13 protein-coding genes are annotated in these 16143 nt (G+C 65.0%); 6 read left to right on the top strand and 7 right to left on the bottom strand.

Going from position 1 to position 16143, the window contains the following annotated elements; genetic code table 11:
- Window positions 1-261 precede the first annotated feature (261 nt).
- Both DESFRDRAFT_RS17660 and DESFRDRAFT_RS17655 read right to left on the bottom strand, forming a co-directional pair.
- Window positions 262-762, bottom strand: a complete 501-nt coding sequence (locus tag DESFRDRAFT_RS17660) for a hypothetical protein (RefSeq protein WP_005996228.1) — start codon at window positions 760-762, stop codon at window positions 262-264.
- Window positions 763-807: 45 nt separating this feature from the next.
- Window positions 808-1473: a YkgJ family cysteine cluster protein gene (locus tag DESFRDRAFT_RS17655; protein WP_005996227.1), complete on the bottom strand. Its 666-nt coding sequence runs from the start codon at window positions 1471-1473 to the stop codon at window positions 808-810.
- Window positions 1474-1803: 330 nt separating this feature from the next.
- Here DESFRDRAFT_RS17655 and dsrA point away from each other — a divergent pair, with 330 nt between their 5' ends.
- From dsrA to DESFRDRAFT_RS17630, 5 genes are all read left to right on the top strand, one after another.
- Complete coding sequence (gene dsrA, locus DESFRDRAFT_RS17650) at window positions 1804-3117, top strand: dissimilatory-type sulfite reductase subunit alpha (protein ID WP_005996226.1); 1314 nt, start codon at window positions 1804-1806, stop codon at window positions 3115-3117.
- 16 nt (window positions 3118-3133) lie between these two features.
- A complete protein-coding gene (gene dsrB / locus DESFRDRAFT_RS17645) occupies window positions 3134-4297 on the top strand; it encodes a dissimilatory-type sulfite reductase subunit beta (RefSeq protein WP_005996225.1) in 1164 nt (387 codons plus the stop codon).
- A 63-nt stretch (window positions 4298-4360) separates the two neighbouring features.
- Window positions 4361-4588, top strand: coding sequence for a dissimilatory sulfite reductase D family protein (locus DESFRDRAFT_RS17640; RefSeq protein WP_005996224.1), 228 nt, complete (start codon window positions 4361-4363; stop codon window positions 4586-4588).
- 130 nt (window positions 4589-4718) lie between these two features.
- Window positions 4719-6134, top strand: a complete 1416-nt coding sequence (locus DESFRDRAFT_RS17635) for a cobyrinate a,c-diamide synthase (protein ID WP_005996223.1) — start codon at window positions 4719-4721, stop codon at window positions 6132-6134.
- A gap of 489 nt (window positions 6135-6623) precedes the next feature.
- Window positions 6624-7712 carry a hypothetical protein gene (locus tag DESFRDRAFT_RS17630; RefSeq protein ID WP_005996220.1) on the top strand — a complete coding sequence of 363 codons (1089 nt, stop codon included), beginning with the start codon at window positions 6624-6626 and terminating at the stop codon, window positions 7710-7712.
- An 11-nt stretch (window positions 7713-7723) separates the two neighbouring features.
- On the opposite strand, the gene DESFRDRAFT_RS17625 is transcribed toward DESFRDRAFT_RS17630, so the two are convergent.
- Window positions 7724-8548, bottom strand: a complete 825-nt coding sequence (locus DESFRDRAFT_RS17625) for a tetratricopeptide repeat protein (protein WP_005996218.1) — start codon at window positions 8546-8548, stop codon at window positions 7724-7726.
- A gap of 290 nt (window positions 8549-8838) precedes the next feature.
- The gene (gene polA, locus DESFRDRAFT_RS17620) at window positions 8839-11463 is read right to left on the bottom strand and encodes a DNA polymerase I (protein ID WP_005996216.1); all 2625 of its coding nucleotides are present in this window, start codon (window positions 11461-11463) and stop codon (window positions 8839-8841) included.
- A 252-nt stretch (window positions 11464-11715) separates the two neighbouring features.
- Between polA and DESFRDRAFT_RS17615 the strand changes: the two genes are divergently transcribed.
- Window positions 11716-13338 carry a TolC family protein gene (locus DESFRDRAFT_RS17615; protein ID WP_233489651.1) on the top strand — a complete coding sequence of 541 codons (1623 nt, stop codon included), beginning with the start codon at window positions 11716-11718 and terminating at the stop codon, window positions 13336-13338.
- Between the two features lie 101 nt (window positions 13339-13439).
- Here DESFRDRAFT_RS17615 and DESFRDRAFT_RS17610 read toward each other — a convergent pair whose 3' ends face one another.
- From DESFRDRAFT_RS17610 to DESFRDRAFT_RS17600, 3 genes are all read right to left on the bottom strand, one after another.
- Entirely contained in the window at window positions 13440-13625 is a 186-nt protein-coding gene (locus tag DESFRDRAFT_RS17610) for a hypothetical protein (protein WP_043795252.1), read from the bottom strand.
- Window positions 13622-14911, bottom strand: coding sequence for a serine--tRNA ligase (gene serS, locus DESFRDRAFT_RS17605; protein ID WP_005996210.1), 1290 nt, complete (start codon window positions 14909-14911; stop codon window positions 13622-13624). The genes DESFRDRAFT_RS17610 and serS overlap by 4 nt, the downstream gene beginning before the upstream one ends.
- A gap of 203 nt (window positions 14912-15114) precedes the next feature.
- Entirely contained in the window at window positions 15115-16074 is a 960-nt protein-coding gene (locus tag DESFRDRAFT_RS17600; protein ID WP_005996208.1) for a GDP-L-fucose synthase family protein, read from the bottom strand.
- Window positions 16075-16143: the final 69 nt, after the last annotated feature.

The raw sequence follows: 16143 nt of genomic DNA, 5'->3' as shown, positions 1-16143 counted from the left end.
TTTATAATAGAAGGGATGCGACAACCATACCCGGTGCGATTATTGAAGTCTTTGGAAGGGGGGCCTGGGGGGAAACTTTTCGTAAGACAAAGTTTCCCCCCGGCTCTCCACACACCCCTGAAAAGCAGGCGCGTCCAGAGGCGGGGCGGCGACACGAGGTAAAGAATGTCCGAGAGCGCGTAGAAGGCGATGGTGGCGGCCAGTCCGGCCAGCGTCCAGCCGGTGACGCGAACCGGACGTGGCGGCGGTCATGGGCCGTGGTTAAATCTTACCGGCCCGGCGGTCGTAGATGATCATATAGACTTGGTCGATCTGGACGTAGAGGTCGGGCAGGACCCAGATGGTCTGGATCATGGTGGTGTCGGTCGGCTCGCCGAGCAGGGCCGTGGTTTTCTTGACGAGGTCCTTGACCGTGAGCAGGTCGTGGACGAGCACCACCAGGGAGAAACGGCCGGTTTTCTTGTCGCAGCCGTAATAGATGCGATTGAGGGGAATGCCCTGGAACTGGGGCTTTTCGTCCTTGTCGTAGTGCAGGATGAAGGGGCTTTTGGCCACCACATCGGGGTCGTAGGCCAGGCCGAACATCTGGAGCTGGCGGTTCCAGACGGGCCGGGCGCGCTCCACGGCGAAAGAGGGGCCGGAGAAAAGGGTCTGGCAACTTTCGCCGTAGCGATGTTTTCCGAAGCCTTGACGGATATCCATGGCATGGACGGCGACTGCGGTGGCGCAAACGAAGACAAAGGCGAGCAAAAGACGTTTCATGAAAACCTCGCAGACGTTGCTACTTCTTATGATGGCGTCGTCTGTTTAGGCGCTGGAGCCGTCGTTGTAAAGGGCGGCCAGGGCGGCGCGGCAGGCGGGCAGGGCCTGCCGGAGGGGGCGGCCGAAAAGAAAGGGCAGGACCTCGGGCGGGACGCCGGCGCGTTCGGGCACGAGGTCGCGCAGGGCGGCGTCGAGACGGTCGGCCCGGATGACGGCCTCGCGGGCGTCGCGGTCCCCGGCCAGGGCTTGCCGGCACCGTCGCGCCAGGTCGAGCAGCCCGGTTTCGGCTTCGTGGTGGGCGCACAACTCGGCCAGGGGACTTTGCGCTCCCAGGATGTCGCGCCGGGTGAGCAGTTCCGTCCGGTACATGGCGGCCAGAGCCCGCGGGGCTTCGCAGAAGAGGACGCGGCACTGGGCCGGGCGGCGTTCGTGGATGGCGCAGGCTCCGGGCGGGCCGGCCAGGTAGAACCGGCAGGTCCGGCCGCCCGGAACCGGGCGGATCTTGACCAGTTCCACCGGGGAGGGGCCGATCGTGCCGGCCACGTTGTCCGTGACGTATTCCCCGCGGCGCAGGGTCATGAGGTCGGCAAGGGCAAGGACGCCGTCCCCGAGAAGGGGCAGGTCCCGGACATGCAGGGCCGGGCCGCCGTCGCGGCAGCAGGCCCCGCAGCGGCGGCAGGAAGGGGCGGCGTCGGGCATGGCGACGTGCATGGGGGAATTTTGGGCCGTTGGCAAGGGGGGCGAGAGGCCGGCCGGGGACAAAAGGACTTTGCAACGACCGGGGCAAAATGCTATGGGTCCTGGATGCGCGCGGAACCGGCCAAAGGCCGTTTTCCCGTTGACATAAGGCTTTAGTCATCTTAGGACGTGAGCGATTGTGCATTCGTTCACGTTTTTTCAAGACCTCCCGCGTGAATAACGCCCCGCCCGCCGGCGAGCAGGGTCGGTCGGGGGGGAGGCGCCGAAAGGCGGCGGACGTCGCCCGGGGCGCGTGTTTAACTGGTTAAGGCGGTAACTCTTCAACCCCACTGGAGGAAGCAAATGGCGAAACACCAAACCCCCATGTTGGACCAGCTCGAAACCGGGCCGTGGCCCAGCTTCGTGTCCGACATCAAACAGGAAGCCGCGCACCGGGCCGCCAATCCCAAGGGGCTGGACTACCAGATCCCGGTCGATTGCGCCGACGACCTGCTCGGCGTGCTGGAACTCTCCTTTAAGGATAAGGAGACGCATTGGAAGCACGGCGGCATCGTGGGCGTTTTCGGCTATGGCGGCGGCGTTATCGGCCGCTACTGTGACCAGCCCGAGATGTTCCCCGGCGTGGCCCATTTTCATACGGTTCGTGTGGCCCAGCCCTCCGGCAAGTACTACACCACCGAGTATCTCCGCCAGATCATGGACATCTGGGATCTGCGCGGCTCGGGCCTGACCAACATGCACGGTTCCACCGGCGACATCGTGCTGCTCGGCACCACCACCCCGCAGCTCGAGGAAATTTTCCACGACCTGACCCACAATCTGAATACGGACCTTGGCGGCTCGGGCTCCAACCTGCGCACCCCGGCCGATTGCCTGGGCCAGTCCCGCTGCGAATTCGCTTGCTACGACACCCAGGACGTGTGCCACACCCTGACCAACGACTATCAGGACGAGCTGCACCGCCCGGCCTTCCCCTACAAGTTCAAGTTCAAGTTCGACGGCTGTCCGAACGGCTGCGTGGCCTCCATCGCCCGCTCCGACTTCTCGGTCATCGGCACCTGGAAGGACGATATCCAGATCGACCAGGACCGCGTGAAAGCCTATGTCGGCGGCGAGTTCAAGCCGGGCGGCGGCTCCCACGCCGGCCGTGACTGGGGCGCCTTCGACGTCGTCAAGGAAGTCGTGGACCGCTGCCCCACCGGCTGCATGAGCTACGACGGCGCCAAGCTGTCCATCGACAACAGCAACTGCACCCGCTGCATGCACTGCATCAACACCATGCCGGCCGCCCTTAAGATCGGCAAGGAAACCGGCGCGTCCATCCTGGTCGGCGCCAAGGCCCCGATTCTCGACGGCGCGCAGATGTCCTCCCTGCTCGTGCCCTTCGTCGTGGTGGAAAACCCCTACGACGAGGTCAAGGAAATCATCGAGAACATCTGGGACTGGTGGATGGAAGAAGGCAAGAACCGCGAGCGCGTGGGCGAGACCATCAAACGTCTCTCCTTCCAGAAGCTGCTCGAGGTCACCAACACCAAGGCTATCCCGCAGCATGTGGAATCCCCCCGTGCCAACCCCTACATCTTCTTCAAGGAAGATGAGGTGCCCGGCGGCTTTGCCCACGACGAAAAGGCCTATCGCCAGAGACACATGAGATAAGTGGGAGGACACTGACATGGCATTCATCTCTTCCGGATACAATCCCGACAAACCCATGGAAGGCCGCATCACGGATATCGGCCCTCGGCATTACGAGGAGTTCTATCCGGCGGTCATCAAGAAGAATAAAGGCCAGTGGGACTACCACGAGATCGTCAAGCCCGGCGTGCTCAAGCACGCCGCGCTCTCCGGCGACGTGGTCTACACCGTGCGTGTCGGCGGCGCCCGCCTCATGAGCGTCACCCACGTCCGTGAGATCTGCGAGATCGCCGACAAGCACTGCGGCGGCCACCTGCGCTTTACCACGCGTAACAACGTGGAGTTCATGGTCGAGACCGAAGAGGCCTTGAACGGCCTCATCGCCGACCTCGAGTCCCGCAAGTTCGCCGGCGGCAGCTACAAGTTCCCCATCGGCGGCACCGGCGCCTGCGTGTCCAACATCGTCCACACCCAGGGCTATGTGCACTGCCACACCCCGGCCACCGACGCCTCCGGCCCGGTCAAGGCCGTCATGGACGAAATGTTCGAGTACTTCCAGTCCATGACCCTGCCGGCCATGGTCCGCATCTCCCTGGCCTGCTGCCTGAACATGTGCGGCGCCGTGCACTGCTCCGACATCGGCATCGTCGGCATCCACCGCAAGCCGCCGATCGTCGAACACGACCGCCTGGACAACATCTGCGAAATCCCGCTGGCCATCTCCGCCTGCCCCACCGGCGCCATCAAGCCGACCAAGGTCGAGATCGACGGCAAGAAGGTCAACTCCGTCGCGGTCAACGCCTCGCGCTGCATGTACTGCGGCAACTGCTACACCATGTGCCCGGCCATGCCGCTCGCTTCCGGCGAGGGTGACGGCATCGTGCTCATGGTCGGCGGCAAGGTGTCCAACCGCATCTCCATGCCGAAGTTCTCCAAGGTCGTTGTGGCCTACATCCCCAACGAGCCGCCGCGTTGGCCGACGCTGACCAAGATGATCAAGCACATCGTCGAGGTCTACGCGAAAGACGCCAACAAGTACGAGCGCCTGGGCGAATGGGCCGAGCGCATCGGCTGGGAGAAGTTCTTCGAGCTGTGCGACCTCGAGTTCTCGCATCACTGCATCGACGACTTCCGCGATCCGGCCTACTACACGTGGCGCCAGAGTACGCAGTTCAAGTTCACGAAGCACATCGAGGCCTAAGCATCAACCAATCCTGGCGGGGAGGGACTCCTCCCCGCCAGGATCAAACAAAGAGGGAACGGTATGGCTTCCGAGAAAGAGCAGGTGCTCGAGTTCCTCACGGGCAAAACGGGTAAGAGCAAGTTCTACTTCAACGATTTCTGCAAGATTTTCCCGGACAAAAAGCCCCGCGAAGTCAAAAAGGTCCTCACCGAACTGGTCAACGAAGGCAAGGTCATCTTCTGGTCCAGCGGCTCCACCTCCATGTACGGCCTGGCCGGCGTGGGCAAGCAGCAGGCCGAGGAAGACTAGTTCGCGAGGCGTCCGGCGTATGCCTGGCCACGCGCCCGCCGCGTCGCTATGCGCCTGAGGCCGCGGCCGCCACGGCGGCGATCGCCCCGTGGAACACGTAAACCAGCCGCGCCGTCAGGCGCGAACGACGATGCGCGCCGTGAATGATCGCCCGCGTCTTGTCCTGGCCGGGCTGTCCGGGGGCGCAGGCAAGACCATCCTGACTCTTGGTGTTTGCCGGGCTCTGGCCGCCGCCGGGCTGCGCGTCCGTCCGTTCAAAAAGGGTCCGGATTACATCGACGCCGCTTGGCTCGGACTTGCCGCCGGGTGCGACGCCACCAATCTGGACCCTTTCTTATTGCCCGCCGAAAGGCTCCCTTCCCTTTTTCTGGAAAAATCCCAAGACGCCGACATCGCCGTCATCGAAGGCAATCGCGGCCTGTTCGACGGCATGGACGTGGCCGGCTCCTGCTCCACCGCCGCGCTGGCCCGCCAGCTCGACGCCCCGGTCGTCCTGATTCTCGACGCCACCAAGATGACCCGCACCGCCGCCGCCCTGGTCGCGGGCGTGGCCGGCTTCGAACCCGGACTGCGCCTTGCCGGCGTGGTGGCCAACCGTACCGCCGGACCGCGTCACCGGGCCATCGTGCGCGAAAGCATCGAAACCCTGGCCGGGGTGCCGGTGCTGGGACTGCTGCCCAAAATTTCCGACAATCCCATTCCCGAGCGCCACATGGGACTGGTCTCCAACCGCGAGCACGCCGCCGTGGACGCCATCCTGGACGGTCTGGCCGCGCTCGTGCGCGAACATGTGGACCTCGACCGGCTCGTCGCCCTGGCCCAGTCCGCGCCGCCGCTGCCAGACCTGGAGCTTCCCCCGCCGCCCGCGCCGCCCGGCCCGGACGCGCCGGTCATCGGCGTGGTGCGCGATGCGGCCCTGTGGTTCTACTATCCGGAAAATATCGAGGCGCTGACGCGCGCCGGCGCGCGCATCGTCTCCGTCAGCATCCTCGACCCGGCGCCTTGGCCCGACCTCGACGGTCTTTACCTCGGCGGCGGCTTTCCCGAAACCCAGGTCGCGGCCCTGGCCGACAATCGCGTCGTGCGGGAACGGGTGCGCGCCCTTTCCGCTTCGGGACTCCCCATCTACGCCGAGTGCGGCGGGTTCATGTACCTGTGCCAGGGGCTCGAGGTGCGGGGCGTCACCTACCCCATGGCCGGTGTGTATCCCATCACCACCACGCTTTGCGCCAGGCCCCAGGGACTTGGCTACAGCCTGGCCCGGGTGGTGCGGGACAATCCCTTTCACCCCGCCGGAACCCTGCTCCATGGGCACGAATTTCATTACTCCCGTTGCCAGGCGGCCCTCGACTGCTCGCCGCTCCCCGGTCCCGAAGCCTTCACCCTGGCCATGGAGCGGGGCGTGGGCATGTGCGAGGGCCACGACGGCCTGCTGACGGGCAACACCTTCGCCGCCTATACCCACATCCACGCCGAGGGCGCGCCCCACTGGGCGCCGAACTTCGTCGCGGCGGCCAGGCGCTACGCGGCGCGGCGTAGGGGGTAGGGAAGCAGGACGCGACGAGGCGAAGCAGGGGCGCTGCCCCTGCACCCCGCCGGGAGGCCACGGGCCCCCCGGCCCCCCGTCCGGTGTGCTTTGGCCGGGCGGGGGCGGGGATGGTTGGCGCTAAGGCGGAGTGCGGAGAAGATGGCGGCGGAATTTGTCGGGACGGTGCATGTCGCTTCGCGACAAGCTCGTCCCAAGCAAATCCCGCCTCCACCACGCCGGTCGCCCCAAGAGGGCGACATTCGGAGCGTACGATTTTTCTTGAAATGCGGCGCTTCGCCGCTGGCGCGGTTGTTGCCGCAATCGTGTCCGGCTTCGAGGAGCGAAGCTCCTCGTGCCGCCGGGCCGATTGCGGCAACAAGGCACCACCAACCACACCTCCACCCGCCATCCCAAGCCGGTAAAGGGGGGACCGGGGGGCATCAAGCCCCCCGGCGGGGTTCCAGGGGCGGAGCCCCTGGGCGTAGCGAGACAAGGCACACGACCGCCATGGACATCGACAACATCCGCATCATCAAGGAAATCGCCTCGCCCGACGGGGCCATGGCCTACGACGCTCACGACCACGCCTCCATGCCCGTCGAGGGCGACGACACGGGGCTCACGTATGGGGCCTATTTCGAGGCGCTGGAGGCGTTCGTTTCCGGCGAGGGCTTCGCGCCGCTTATGCGGGCGCTGGTCGCCTCGGGCCGGCCGGAAGGGCTGGCGGAGGCGAAAGCGGTGGTGCTTCGGGCCGAGAAGCATGGGGCGCTGTATCATCCGGCTAGTTGCACGGTGCGCTTCGACGGCGACGCGGCCAAGTTCTGCCTCAATGTGGCGGCCTCGGAAATGGGCCGGGGGTGTCTGGAGGTCGAGGCCGGGCTCCTCGAAACCTTACGCGGGCGTTTTACGCCGGAGTTTCTGCCGTGTCCCTATGCCTATGGCAAGGTGGGGGCGCTTGGGCTTTTGCTCGAGGAGTGGTTTGGCGGCTATCACGAGTTTCACCAGGACGGTTCGGGCCGGGTGCGGCTGTGGGATTTCGACGCCGGCGAACGGCTGTTGACGGCTGGGGAGGCGGCGGCGCTGTACGGCGAGGCGGCGCGTATTCTGACCCGGTATTACGATACGGAAACCGGGGCCTCGATCGGTCCGTGGCACCATGGGGCCGGGGATTTCGTGGCCAGGATCGCCGACGGCGCGGTCTCGGCCAGACTGATCACGGTGCGGGGATACGGAGCGTCGCGGCCTTTTACCGAAGCCGGTCCCATGGCCGAGCGTTTGGCCGGGCTTTCCTTTTTCGCCAACATGACGATGCGGGCGCGCTTGGACCGGGTCAACGGCGTGGGGGATCTCGTTTTGGCCGACACGGCCGTGGTGCCGTCCATTGTGGCCGGTTTCGCCACGGCCCTGGGCGAGCGTCCGGACAGCGGCGACGCCGGGCTGGGGCTGCTCGATTTTCTGGGCTCCTTTTCCGCCGAGGAGTTGGCCGGAGCCGGGGCGCAGCTCATGGAGACCTGTCCGCCCGAGGAGCGGGAGCTGCTGGCCGTCGCCTGGCCGGAACACGCCGAAGCTCTGGTCGCGGGGCTGGGCGGGCTGTAGGCGGGGAGGGCTCAGGACGCCTGGGGCGAGGGCGCGGCGGCCAGCTTTTTGGCGGCCGCGGCCAGGACCTTGCGGGCATCGAGCAGTTGCTCGTCGGCTTCCAGGGCCCGCTTGGCCGCGCTTTGGGCCTCCTGCCAGTTGCCGAGCCGCGCGTGGACCAAGGCCAGGGCCTGGTCGAGCAGGGGGTGCGGTCCCTGTTTCGGGCCGGCCTCGTTTAAGATGCGTTCGGCATGCACCCATTCATTGGCCTTGCCGGCGGCGGTCATGAGAAAATCGTAAGCGCGCGGGTTGTCCGGAGCTTCTTCCACGGCCCGCTTGATGTACTCAAAGGACGCCTTGAAGTGGCCGGCGTCAATGAGCTTTGAGGCAATGAGCGGGAAAAGGCCTTTCTCGTCGACATAATCCTCCACAGCCGCCCGGAAATTGCGCTGGGCTTCGAGCAGGTTGCCTTCGCCAAGGAGTTTGCTGCCCTTGATGACGGCATGGTCGATGCGCAGCTTGCGCTCGCGCATGGCGTCGAGGCTTTCGCGATTGATGTCGTCGGCGATTTTTTGGGCCAGGGGGAGCAGGAAGGCGCACAGCTTTTTTTCTTGGCCCTTGGTGTAGGGGATGCCGTGGGGCGCGTATTTCTTGACCCGGGGCAGCTTGCTGATGTTGGCGAAGTTCTCGCGCAAAAGGCCTTCCACAGCGATGCGGTCCGAAGAGGACAGCTTGACGGAAACGAACGCCTTGAGCGCCGTGGCGATGAGTTGGACCGTGCGCAGGTCCTCGTTTTTGGCAAAGGCCGCTTTGGCCCTGGCCAAGTCCTCGCGTATGGATTTTCCGGTTGGCGGCATGCCGCGATCCCTCGGGTTGCGCCGTGCCGGGAGAAGTCCCGGCAGGCCGTGATTTCTTATCCACAATACGGGACTTTGGCCCCGATTAAAAGTCCTCGTGATTCGTTTTGAAAAGCGGGTGCGAGAGGGGAAATCCAATCTTTGAGAGTGCTTTCCCCAAACCGCCTATCTCCACAGTCCGTTATGATGTAACATTCTAAAAGGTAAAAACTTTGGGAAGGGGAGAGCGCGAGAGGGGAGAACCCTTTTTAAAGGGTTTCCCCTCTCGCACCCTTCCCGCTTCATCCATCCTAGTGCGCCTGGCCCCAGGTGTGGCCCGTGCCCCAGTCGACCACAAGCGGCACGGCGAGCTTGATGACGCCGCACATGAGGTCGGACAGCCGCTTTCCGGCCGCATCGGCTGTGTCCATGGGGGTCTCCAGAAGCAGTTCGTCGTGGATTTGCAGCACCATGACCGCGCCGGCCCGCTTGAGGTCCGCGTCCTTGTGGGCGGCCAGCATGGCCATCTTGATGATGTCGGCCGCGCCGCCCTGAACCACGGTGTTGATGGCCTGCCGTCTGGCCTGGGAAGCAAGCTGGGAATTTTTCGATTCGATGTCGGGCAAAAGCCGCCGGCGTCCGGCCAGGGTTGTGACGTAGCCCTGGGTCTTGGCCGACTCCACGATGTTGTCGTAAAAGGCGGAAAGCCCGGAGAGCCGCTCGAAATATTTGGCGATAAAGGCCTTGGCCGCGTCGAGCTTGATGCCGAGGTCGCGGGAGAGCTTTTGCGGCCCCATGCCGTAGAGCAGGCCGAAGTTGATGGTCTTGGCCTGGCGGCGCTCATCCGGGCCTATTTCGGCTTCGGGTTTGTCGAAAAGCAGCGAGGCGGTGCGGGCGTGGATGTCGGCCCCGGCGGCGAAGGCCGAAAGCAGGGCTGGTTCGCCGGAAAGATGGGCCAGCACCCGCAGTTCGATCTGGGAGTAGTCGGCCGCGACCAGCGTCTTGCCCGGACCGGCCACGAAACATTCGCGCATGCGCCGCCCGAGGGGTCCGCGGATGGGGATGTTTTGCAGGTTGGGGTTGGAGCTCGACAGCCGGCCGGTGGCCGTGGCCATGTTGTTGAGGGTGGTGTGGATGCGCCCGTCGGCATCGGCCAGTTTCGGCAACGGGTCGAGATAGGTGGATCGCAGCTTTTCGAGCTTGCGGAATTCCAGGATGCGGTCGACCAGGGGATTGGAGCCGGCCAGACGCTCCAGGGCGTCCTGGGAGGTGGAGGCCGCGCCGCCCGGGGTCTTGCCCTTGGGGGTGAGCCCCATTTCGGTGAAGAGGATCTCGCCGAGCTGCTGGCTGGAGCGGGGGTTGAAGGGGTGTCCCGCCAAGGTGTGCAGCTCCTTTTCCAGGCGGGTCAGATCGGTCGCCACCTCCGCGCCGAAGGCGGCCAGGGACCGCAAATCCACGCCGATGCCGGCCCGCTCCATGTCGAGCAGCACCGGAATGAGCGGCAGCTCCAGCCGTTCGACCAGATCGGTCAGCCCGGCCGTGTCCAGGCGGGCCGTGTAGACCTCGGCCAAGAGCGCGGCCGCCCGGGCGGTGTCGTCGGGAGAAACGGCCGAGGCGTCCACGGTGGGATCGGCGAAAAGGCTGTCGCGAAGGCGCGGGAAGCCGTAGTTGCGCTGCTCGGGATCGAGCAGATAGGCGGCGAGCCCCAGATCGAACCACAGGGAGAGCGGCAGGGCGGCAAAGGCCGCGTCCATGGCCAGCATTTCCTTGACCGAGGGCACGGCCACACGGTCCGCCTTGGCCAGAAGCGGGGCCAGGGCGGCCGGGGCGGCGTCGGTTACGATCTCGTCCGGTCCCAGGGACAGGGTGAAGCCGGCCGCGACCGGGACGAGGGCGACCCGGCGTCCGGCCAGGTCGGGCAGTTCCCCGGCCGGCACGGGTTTCGGCGCGGGATCGGACGCCGGCGTGGCGGCATTCCCCGCCGGCGGATCGTCGAAAAGCGACAGCCGGCGGCTGGCTGCGGTTTCCCGCTTGGATTCCGTCGGCGCCAAGCTGGACAGGCCCGGGATGTCGCGGGCCAGGGTGCGAAATTCATAGGATTCGAGGAAAGCGCGTAATCCTTCGGCGTCCGGCGGCGTCAAGGCGGTATCGGCCAGGGAAACCTCCGGCAACAGGTCGGTGCGCAGGCGCGTCAGTTCCCGGTAGGTGAAGACGTCCTCGATGGCCGGCTCGATCTTTTTGCGCACCGTGGCCTTGAGGTCCGGCAGGTTGTCGCGCACGTCCTCCAGGGTGGGGTGGTCGCGCAGGATGCCAAGCGCGGTCTTGATGCCGATTCCGGGAACGCCCGGGATGTTGTCGCTGGTGTCGCCGACCAGGGCCTGCAAGTCCGGCCAGGAGGCGGGCTCGATGCCGCTCTCGGCGGTGAACTCGGCCTTGGTGGTGAGCTTTTCGGCCTTGCCCGAGGGGTCGTAGAGGACCACGCGCTCGTCCAGGCACTGCTTGAGGTCCTTGTCCGCGCCCACGATGACCACGGGGAGCCGGTCCCGAAACCGGGCGGCCAGGGAGGCGATGCCGTCGTCGGCCTCGGCGTCCTCGGGCACGATGACCCGCGCGCCGAAAAGGCGCAGGCCGTCAAGGAGCGGCTCGACCTGACGGGCCAGGGGTTCGGGCATGGCCTCGCGATTGGCTTTGTAGTCGGTATAAATTTTGCTGCGAAAGGAGGGACCGCGCCCGTCCAGGAAGAAAACCAGATGGCGCGGGTGTTGTTCTTTGACGAGTTTAAACAGCAAGCGAAAAATCATGAACAGGGCGCTGGTCGGAAAACCGTCCGAGCGGGCGATGTCGCGGAAGGCGTGGTAGCCGCGGTAGAAAAACGCGCTGCCGTCGATGAGGAAAACCGGGTCGGCCGTGAAGCCGAGTCGTGTGGCCAGGGACATGGGGCTCCTTTCGCGGCGGCGTTTTCTCCGCCCGCTTTGGCGGTTTTACGGCACGGGGCACTCGGGCGCAACCGGGAGCGGGTATGTCTCGACAAAAGCTTTTTAAGCGGATAGGATAATAGGATTGGAAGGTTGTTTGTCTGTTTGGTTAATGCCTGTTCACAACGCTATACATTCCGGATTAATTGTTTTATCGGGAATTGCCTGATTCTTGGGTAAACACCCGGCATGGAGAAGGACGGAATGACCGCAATGTCCAAGCGAAAACATTTTCTGGCCTTTGTGGCCGGTGTTTTTCTCGTTGTTGCCCTGGCCGCCCCGGCCCTGGCCCAGGACGCCGCCGCGCCCGCCGCGTCGGACCGCGTGGCCAAGCGCTACACCAAAGGGGTGATGGCCCCTGATGCCTCCGCCACCCCCGTTCTCCCGTCGAGCGGCATCGAGCAGAAAATCGAAAAGATTCCGCTGCCCGATTTCGTCAATACGGATCGGACGGATACGGAAGTGGCCAAGCAGATCGCTCCCGGCGCGGCCGGGGTGGCCCCTGAAGGGCAGCCCCTGAGCATGGCGGAGAGCGTCAAGCGCGGCCTCGACGCCAACCCCCAGATGCAGTCGGCGCGCGCGACCTTCAGCGGCGCGGAGGAAAGCCGTCGCCAGGCCCTGGCCAACTTCGCTCCGGTGGGCACGGTCAGCTACACCTTTCAGCGCACCGACGCCGAGAACATCGGCATCGCTAGCCAGTCCCTGCCCGGCAACCAGATCATCAACTCCATGGCCGGCACCTCGCTTTCCACCACGCGCAACACCCATTCGCGGCAGGGCTACTGGCAAAACCTCTACCAGCTCCAGTTGACGGTCACGCAGCCCATCTTCACGGGTTTCAAGCTGCTGAGCAGCTACCAGAAGGCGGCCCTCAACAAAGAGTACAGCAACGCCAACATCGATTATACCGAGCTTTCCCTGATCAAGTCCGTCCAGCAGGCTTTCCTGAGCCTGCTGCAGGCCCGGGCCAACGTGAAGAGCAACAAGGACTCCGTGGCCCGGCTCGAATCCCAGTACAAAGTGGCTCAGGCCTACTATGACGTCGGCCTCAAGCCGCGCCTCGACGTCCTGCAGGCGGAATCCGATCTGGCGGCGGCGGAGCAGACCCTGCTTTCCTCCCAGAACACGGTGCTGGTGCAAACCGCCCAGCTCAATTCCCTGCTCAATCTGCCGCTCAACCAGCAGACGAATTACGTGGGCGAGCTGACCTACCTGCCGTTTACGATGAGCATCGAGGACTGCCTGAATACGGCCTACAAACAGCGTCCGGACCTGTATATGGGCGTCAAGTCGGTGCAGATGGCCGAAAAGGACGTCAAGATCGCGGCCGCCCCGCTGTATCCGCAGATTCAGGCCCAGTACACCTATACCAAGCAGGGCAACTCCGCCGACCTGTCGCTTCAGGACATGTCCGGCGCCACCACCCCCGAGTCTTCGGCCGTCGGCGTCTCGGCCACCTTGCAGGCCTGGGACTGGGGTTCCACCTTCTTCGGCATGCAGTCGGCCCGCGAGACGGTCAAGAAGCTCCAGGCCGATCTGGCCAAGCTGCGCCTGGACGTCGGCTACCAGGTCAAGACCTTCTACCTCAATATCCAGGACGCGGCCAAGCGCATCTCCGTGGCCCGCACGGCCGTGGAGGCGTCCAAGGAAGGGTTCCGCATGGCCATTGCCCGGTACCAGGCCCAGGTGGGCACGAGCGTGGACGTGCTGACGGCCCAGTCCTCGCTGACCACGGCGGAAACCAACCTGACCCAGGCCCTGACCGACTATCAGAGCGCCCTGGCCGACATCTACGTGGCCATGGGCGTGCGCAACCTGAACCTTGGGGGCGACTAGTCAGAGCCGCGGACGACGACACGACATGGAAAAGGGCGGAAGGCGCAAGCCTCCCGCCCTTTTTTTGCGTGGCGTCGCGATGCCGGTCCGGCCGGCGGCGATCAGTCCTTGCGGCGCTTGTCGATGGCCCGGCGGGTGAGCACGGCGAAAAAGCCGCCCACGAGGCCAAGAATGAGCCCTCGGCGGATATCCATGAAAAAAAGGCCGCCGATGACGCCGATCGACCCGCCGATGATGAGCCCCCGCTTGAGGGCGTCCATGAAATCCTGGCGTCTGCTCCCGCTCATGCCTTGTTCCCTTCGGGCTCGAGGGACTCGACGCCGCCCATATAGGGCACGAGCGCCCGCGGCACCGTCACCGAGCCGTCTTTTTGCAGGTAGTTCTCCAGAATCGCGGCCATGGTGCGGCCGATGGCCAGCCCGGAGCCGTTTATGGTGTGCACCAGCGCCGTCTTCTTGGCGCCTGACGGCTTGAAGCGGATGTCGGCGCGCCGGGCCTGGAAATCCTCGAAATTCGAGCACGAGGAAATTTCGCGGTACTTGTCCTGCCCCGGCAGCCAGACTTCCAGGTCGTAGGTCTTGGCCGAGGTAAAGCCCAGGTCGCCGGTGCAAAGCGACACCACGCGGTAGGGCAGCTCCAGCTTTTGCAGGATGGCCTCGGCGTGGCCGGTGAGCTTTTCCAGCTCGTCGTAGGACGTGTCCGGGTGCACGAGCCGCACGAGTTCGACCTTGCCGAACTGGTGCAGGCGGATGAGCCCCTTGGTGTCTTTGCCGTAGGAGCCGGCCTCGGACCGGAAGCACTGGGTATGGCAGCAATAGGCCACGGGCAGGGCCGATTCAGGCAGCGTCTCGCCCCGGTGCAGGTTGGTCACCGGCACCTCGGCCGTGGGGATGAGGTAGGACTCCAGGCCCTCGAGCTTGAAGAGGTCCTCGGCGAACTTGGGCAGCTGGCCCGTGCCGGTGAGGCTCTCGGCGTTGACGATGTAGGGCGTGGCCACCTCGGTGTAGCCGTGGTCGGCGATGTGGGTGTCGAGCATGAACGCGGCCAGGGCGCGCTCCAGCCGGGCAAGATCCTTGCGCAGCACCACGAACCGCGCGCCGGACAGCTTGGCCGCCCGCTCGAAATCGAGCCCGTCCAAGGCCGTGCCCACGTCCTGGTGTTCCTTGATGGGAAAATCGAAGACGCGCGGCGTGCCCACCGTGCGCACGGTGGGGTTGTCGTCTTCCCCGGCGCCGTCCGGTGTGGAGGCGTTGGGGATGTTCGGCACGCCGAGCAGCCACTGCCGCACCTGCTCGTCGAGGTCCCGGGTCTTTTCGTCCAGGGCCTTTATTTCGGCGGACAGCGTGCCGAGGCCTTCCAGCACGGGGGCGGCGTCGCCGCCCTGGCGCTTGATCTTGGCCACCTCGGCCGAGGCCGCGTTGCGCTGGCTCTTTTTTTGTTCGACGGCGGTCAAGGTCTCGCGGCGGGCCTCTTCCAGGGCCAGGAAGGCCGGCAGGTCCAGGGGAAAATGCCGCCTGGCCATGCCCTCGGCCACGGCCTCAGGATTCTGGCGCACGAATTTAAGGTCCAGCATGTGTGCTCCTTCAGGAGAAGGGAAGATGCGAGAGGGGAAACCCTTTAAAAAGGGTTGTCCCCTCTCGCGCTCTCCCCTTCCTAAATTTTTTATCGTTCCGGAAGCCGTACGCTTAACATTCGGTCCCTATTAAAAATCTTTGGAAAGGGGGCCTGGGGGGAGAACCTTTCTGCAAGAAAGGTTTCCCCCCGGTCTTCTTCTTTCTACCCCATGCGGGCGGAGGCGATGTTGTCGCAGAACCAGCGGTAGGTTTCCGCGAGTCCCGTTTCCAGGGAAAACGTGGGCTCCCAGCCGAGGGATCGCAGGCGGCCGATGTCCAGGGCCTTGCGCGGCGTGCCGTCGGGTTTGGACGCATCGAAGACGATTTCGCCTTGGTAGCCCGTTATCTTGGCCATGAGCGTGGCCAGTTCCCGGATGGTGACTTCCTGGCCCGAGCCGATATTGACGATTTCCGCGTCGTCGTAACGCAGGTAGCAGGCCACGGCCGCCCGGGCCATGTCGTCGACGTGGAGAAATTCGCGCAGGGCGTTGCCCGTGCCCCAGACGGCCACCTGCTTGCTGCCGGCGAGCCTCGCCTCGTGGAAGCGGCGCATGAGCCCCGGGATGACATGGGAGTTGACGGGCGTGAAATTGTCCCCCGGGCCGTAGAGGTTGGTCGGCATGAGGCTTATGGCCGAAAACCCGTACTGGCGGCGGTAGGCCTGGCACATCTTGATGCCGGCGATCTTGGCGATGGCGTACCACTGGTTGGTGGACTCGAGCGGCCCGGTGAGCAGGCAGTCCTCGCGCATGGGCTGGGGGGCGAGCTTCGGGTAGATGCACGAGGAGCCGAGAAAGACGAGCTTCTTGACGCCCGCGTTCTTGGCCGCGTCGATGACGTGGGTGGCGATCAACAGGTTGTCGCGGATGAAATCGGCCGGATAGGTGTCGTTGGCGTGGATGCCGCCGACCTTGGCCGCGGCCAGAAACACCGCCGCCGGCCGTACGCTGTCGAAAAAGGCCCGTACCGCCGCCTGATTGGTCAGGTCCAGCTCGCGGTGGGTCCTGGTGACGAGCGTCGCGCCCAGACCGGTCAGTTCCCGGGCGATGGCCGCCCCGACCAGCCCCCTGTGCCCGGCGACGTAAATGGGCCCTTCCAACAGGGCGTCATGACATGTTTCCATGGAGATTGCCCCTACCACGACGCCGGAGTGCTGCCTAGAGCCGTGGCCCGGGAAAACATTGATGGAAGA

This window comes from Solidesulfovibrio fructosivorans JJ], assembly GCF_000179555.1.
GTDB lineage: Bacteria > Desulfobacterota > Desulfovibrionia > Desulfovibrionales > Desulfovibrionaceae > Solidesulfovibrio > Solidesulfovibrio fructosivorans.
Note: the sequence above shows the minus strand (reverse complement) of the source record. Positions and strands in the feature narration are given on the sequence as shown.

Excerpts from the sequence above, each read along its gene's own strand:
- DESFRDRAFT_RS17660 (WP_005996228.1), bottom strand. The coding sequence starts at position 762 with ATGAAACGTCTTTTGCTCGCCTTTGTCTTCGTTTGCGCCACCGCAGTC.
- DESFRDRAFT_RS17655 (WP_005996227.1), bottom strand. The coding sequence starts at position 1,473 with ATGCACGTCGCCATGCCCGACGCCGCCCCTTCCTGCCGCCGCTGCGGG.
- dsrA (WP_005996226.1), top strand. The coding sequence starts at position 1,804 with ATGGCGAAACACCAAACCCCCATGTTGGACCAGCTCGAAACCGGGCCG.
- dsrB (WP_005996225.1), top strand. The coding sequence starts at position 3,134 with ATGGCATTCATCTCTTCCGGATACAATCCCGACAAACCCATGGAAGGC.
- DESFRDRAFT_RS17640 (WP_005996224.1), top strand. The coding sequence starts at position 4,361 with ATGGCTTCCGAGAAAGAGCAGGTGCTCGAGTTCCTCACGGGCAAAACG.
- DESFRDRAFT_RS17635 (WP_005996223.1), top strand. The coding sequence starts at position 4,719 with ATGCGCGCCGTGAATGATCGCCCGCGTCTTGTCCTGGCCGGGCTGTCC.
- DESFRDRAFT_RS17630 (WP_005996220.1), top strand. The coding sequence starts at position 6,624 with ATGGACATCGACAACATCCGCATCATCAAGGAAATCGCCTCGCCCGAC.
- DESFRDRAFT_RS17625 (WP_005996218.1), bottom strand. The coding sequence starts at position 8,548 with ATGCCGCCAACCGGAAAATCCATACGCGAGGACTTGGCCAGGGCCAAA.
- polA (WP_005996216.1), bottom strand. The coding sequence starts at position 11,463 with ATGTCCCTGGCCACACGACTCGGCTTCACGGCCGACCCGGTTTTCCTC.
- DESFRDRAFT_RS17615 (WP_233489651.1), top strand. The coding sequence starts at position 11,716 with ATGTCCAAGCGAAAACATTTTCTGGCCTTTGTGGCCGGTGTTTTTCTC.
- DESFRDRAFT_RS17610 (WP_043795252.1), bottom strand. The coding sequence starts at position 13,625 with ATGAGCGGGAGCAGACGCCAGGATTTCATGGACGCCCTCAAGCGGGGG.
- serS (WP_005996210.1), bottom strand. The coding sequence starts at position 14,911 with ATGCTGGACCTTAAATTCGTGCGCCAGAATCCTGAGGCCGTGGCCGAG.
- DESFRDRAFT_RS17600 (WP_005996208.1), bottom strand. The coding sequence starts at position 16,074 with ATGGAAACATGTCATGACGCCCTGTTGGAAGGGCCCATTTACGTCGCC.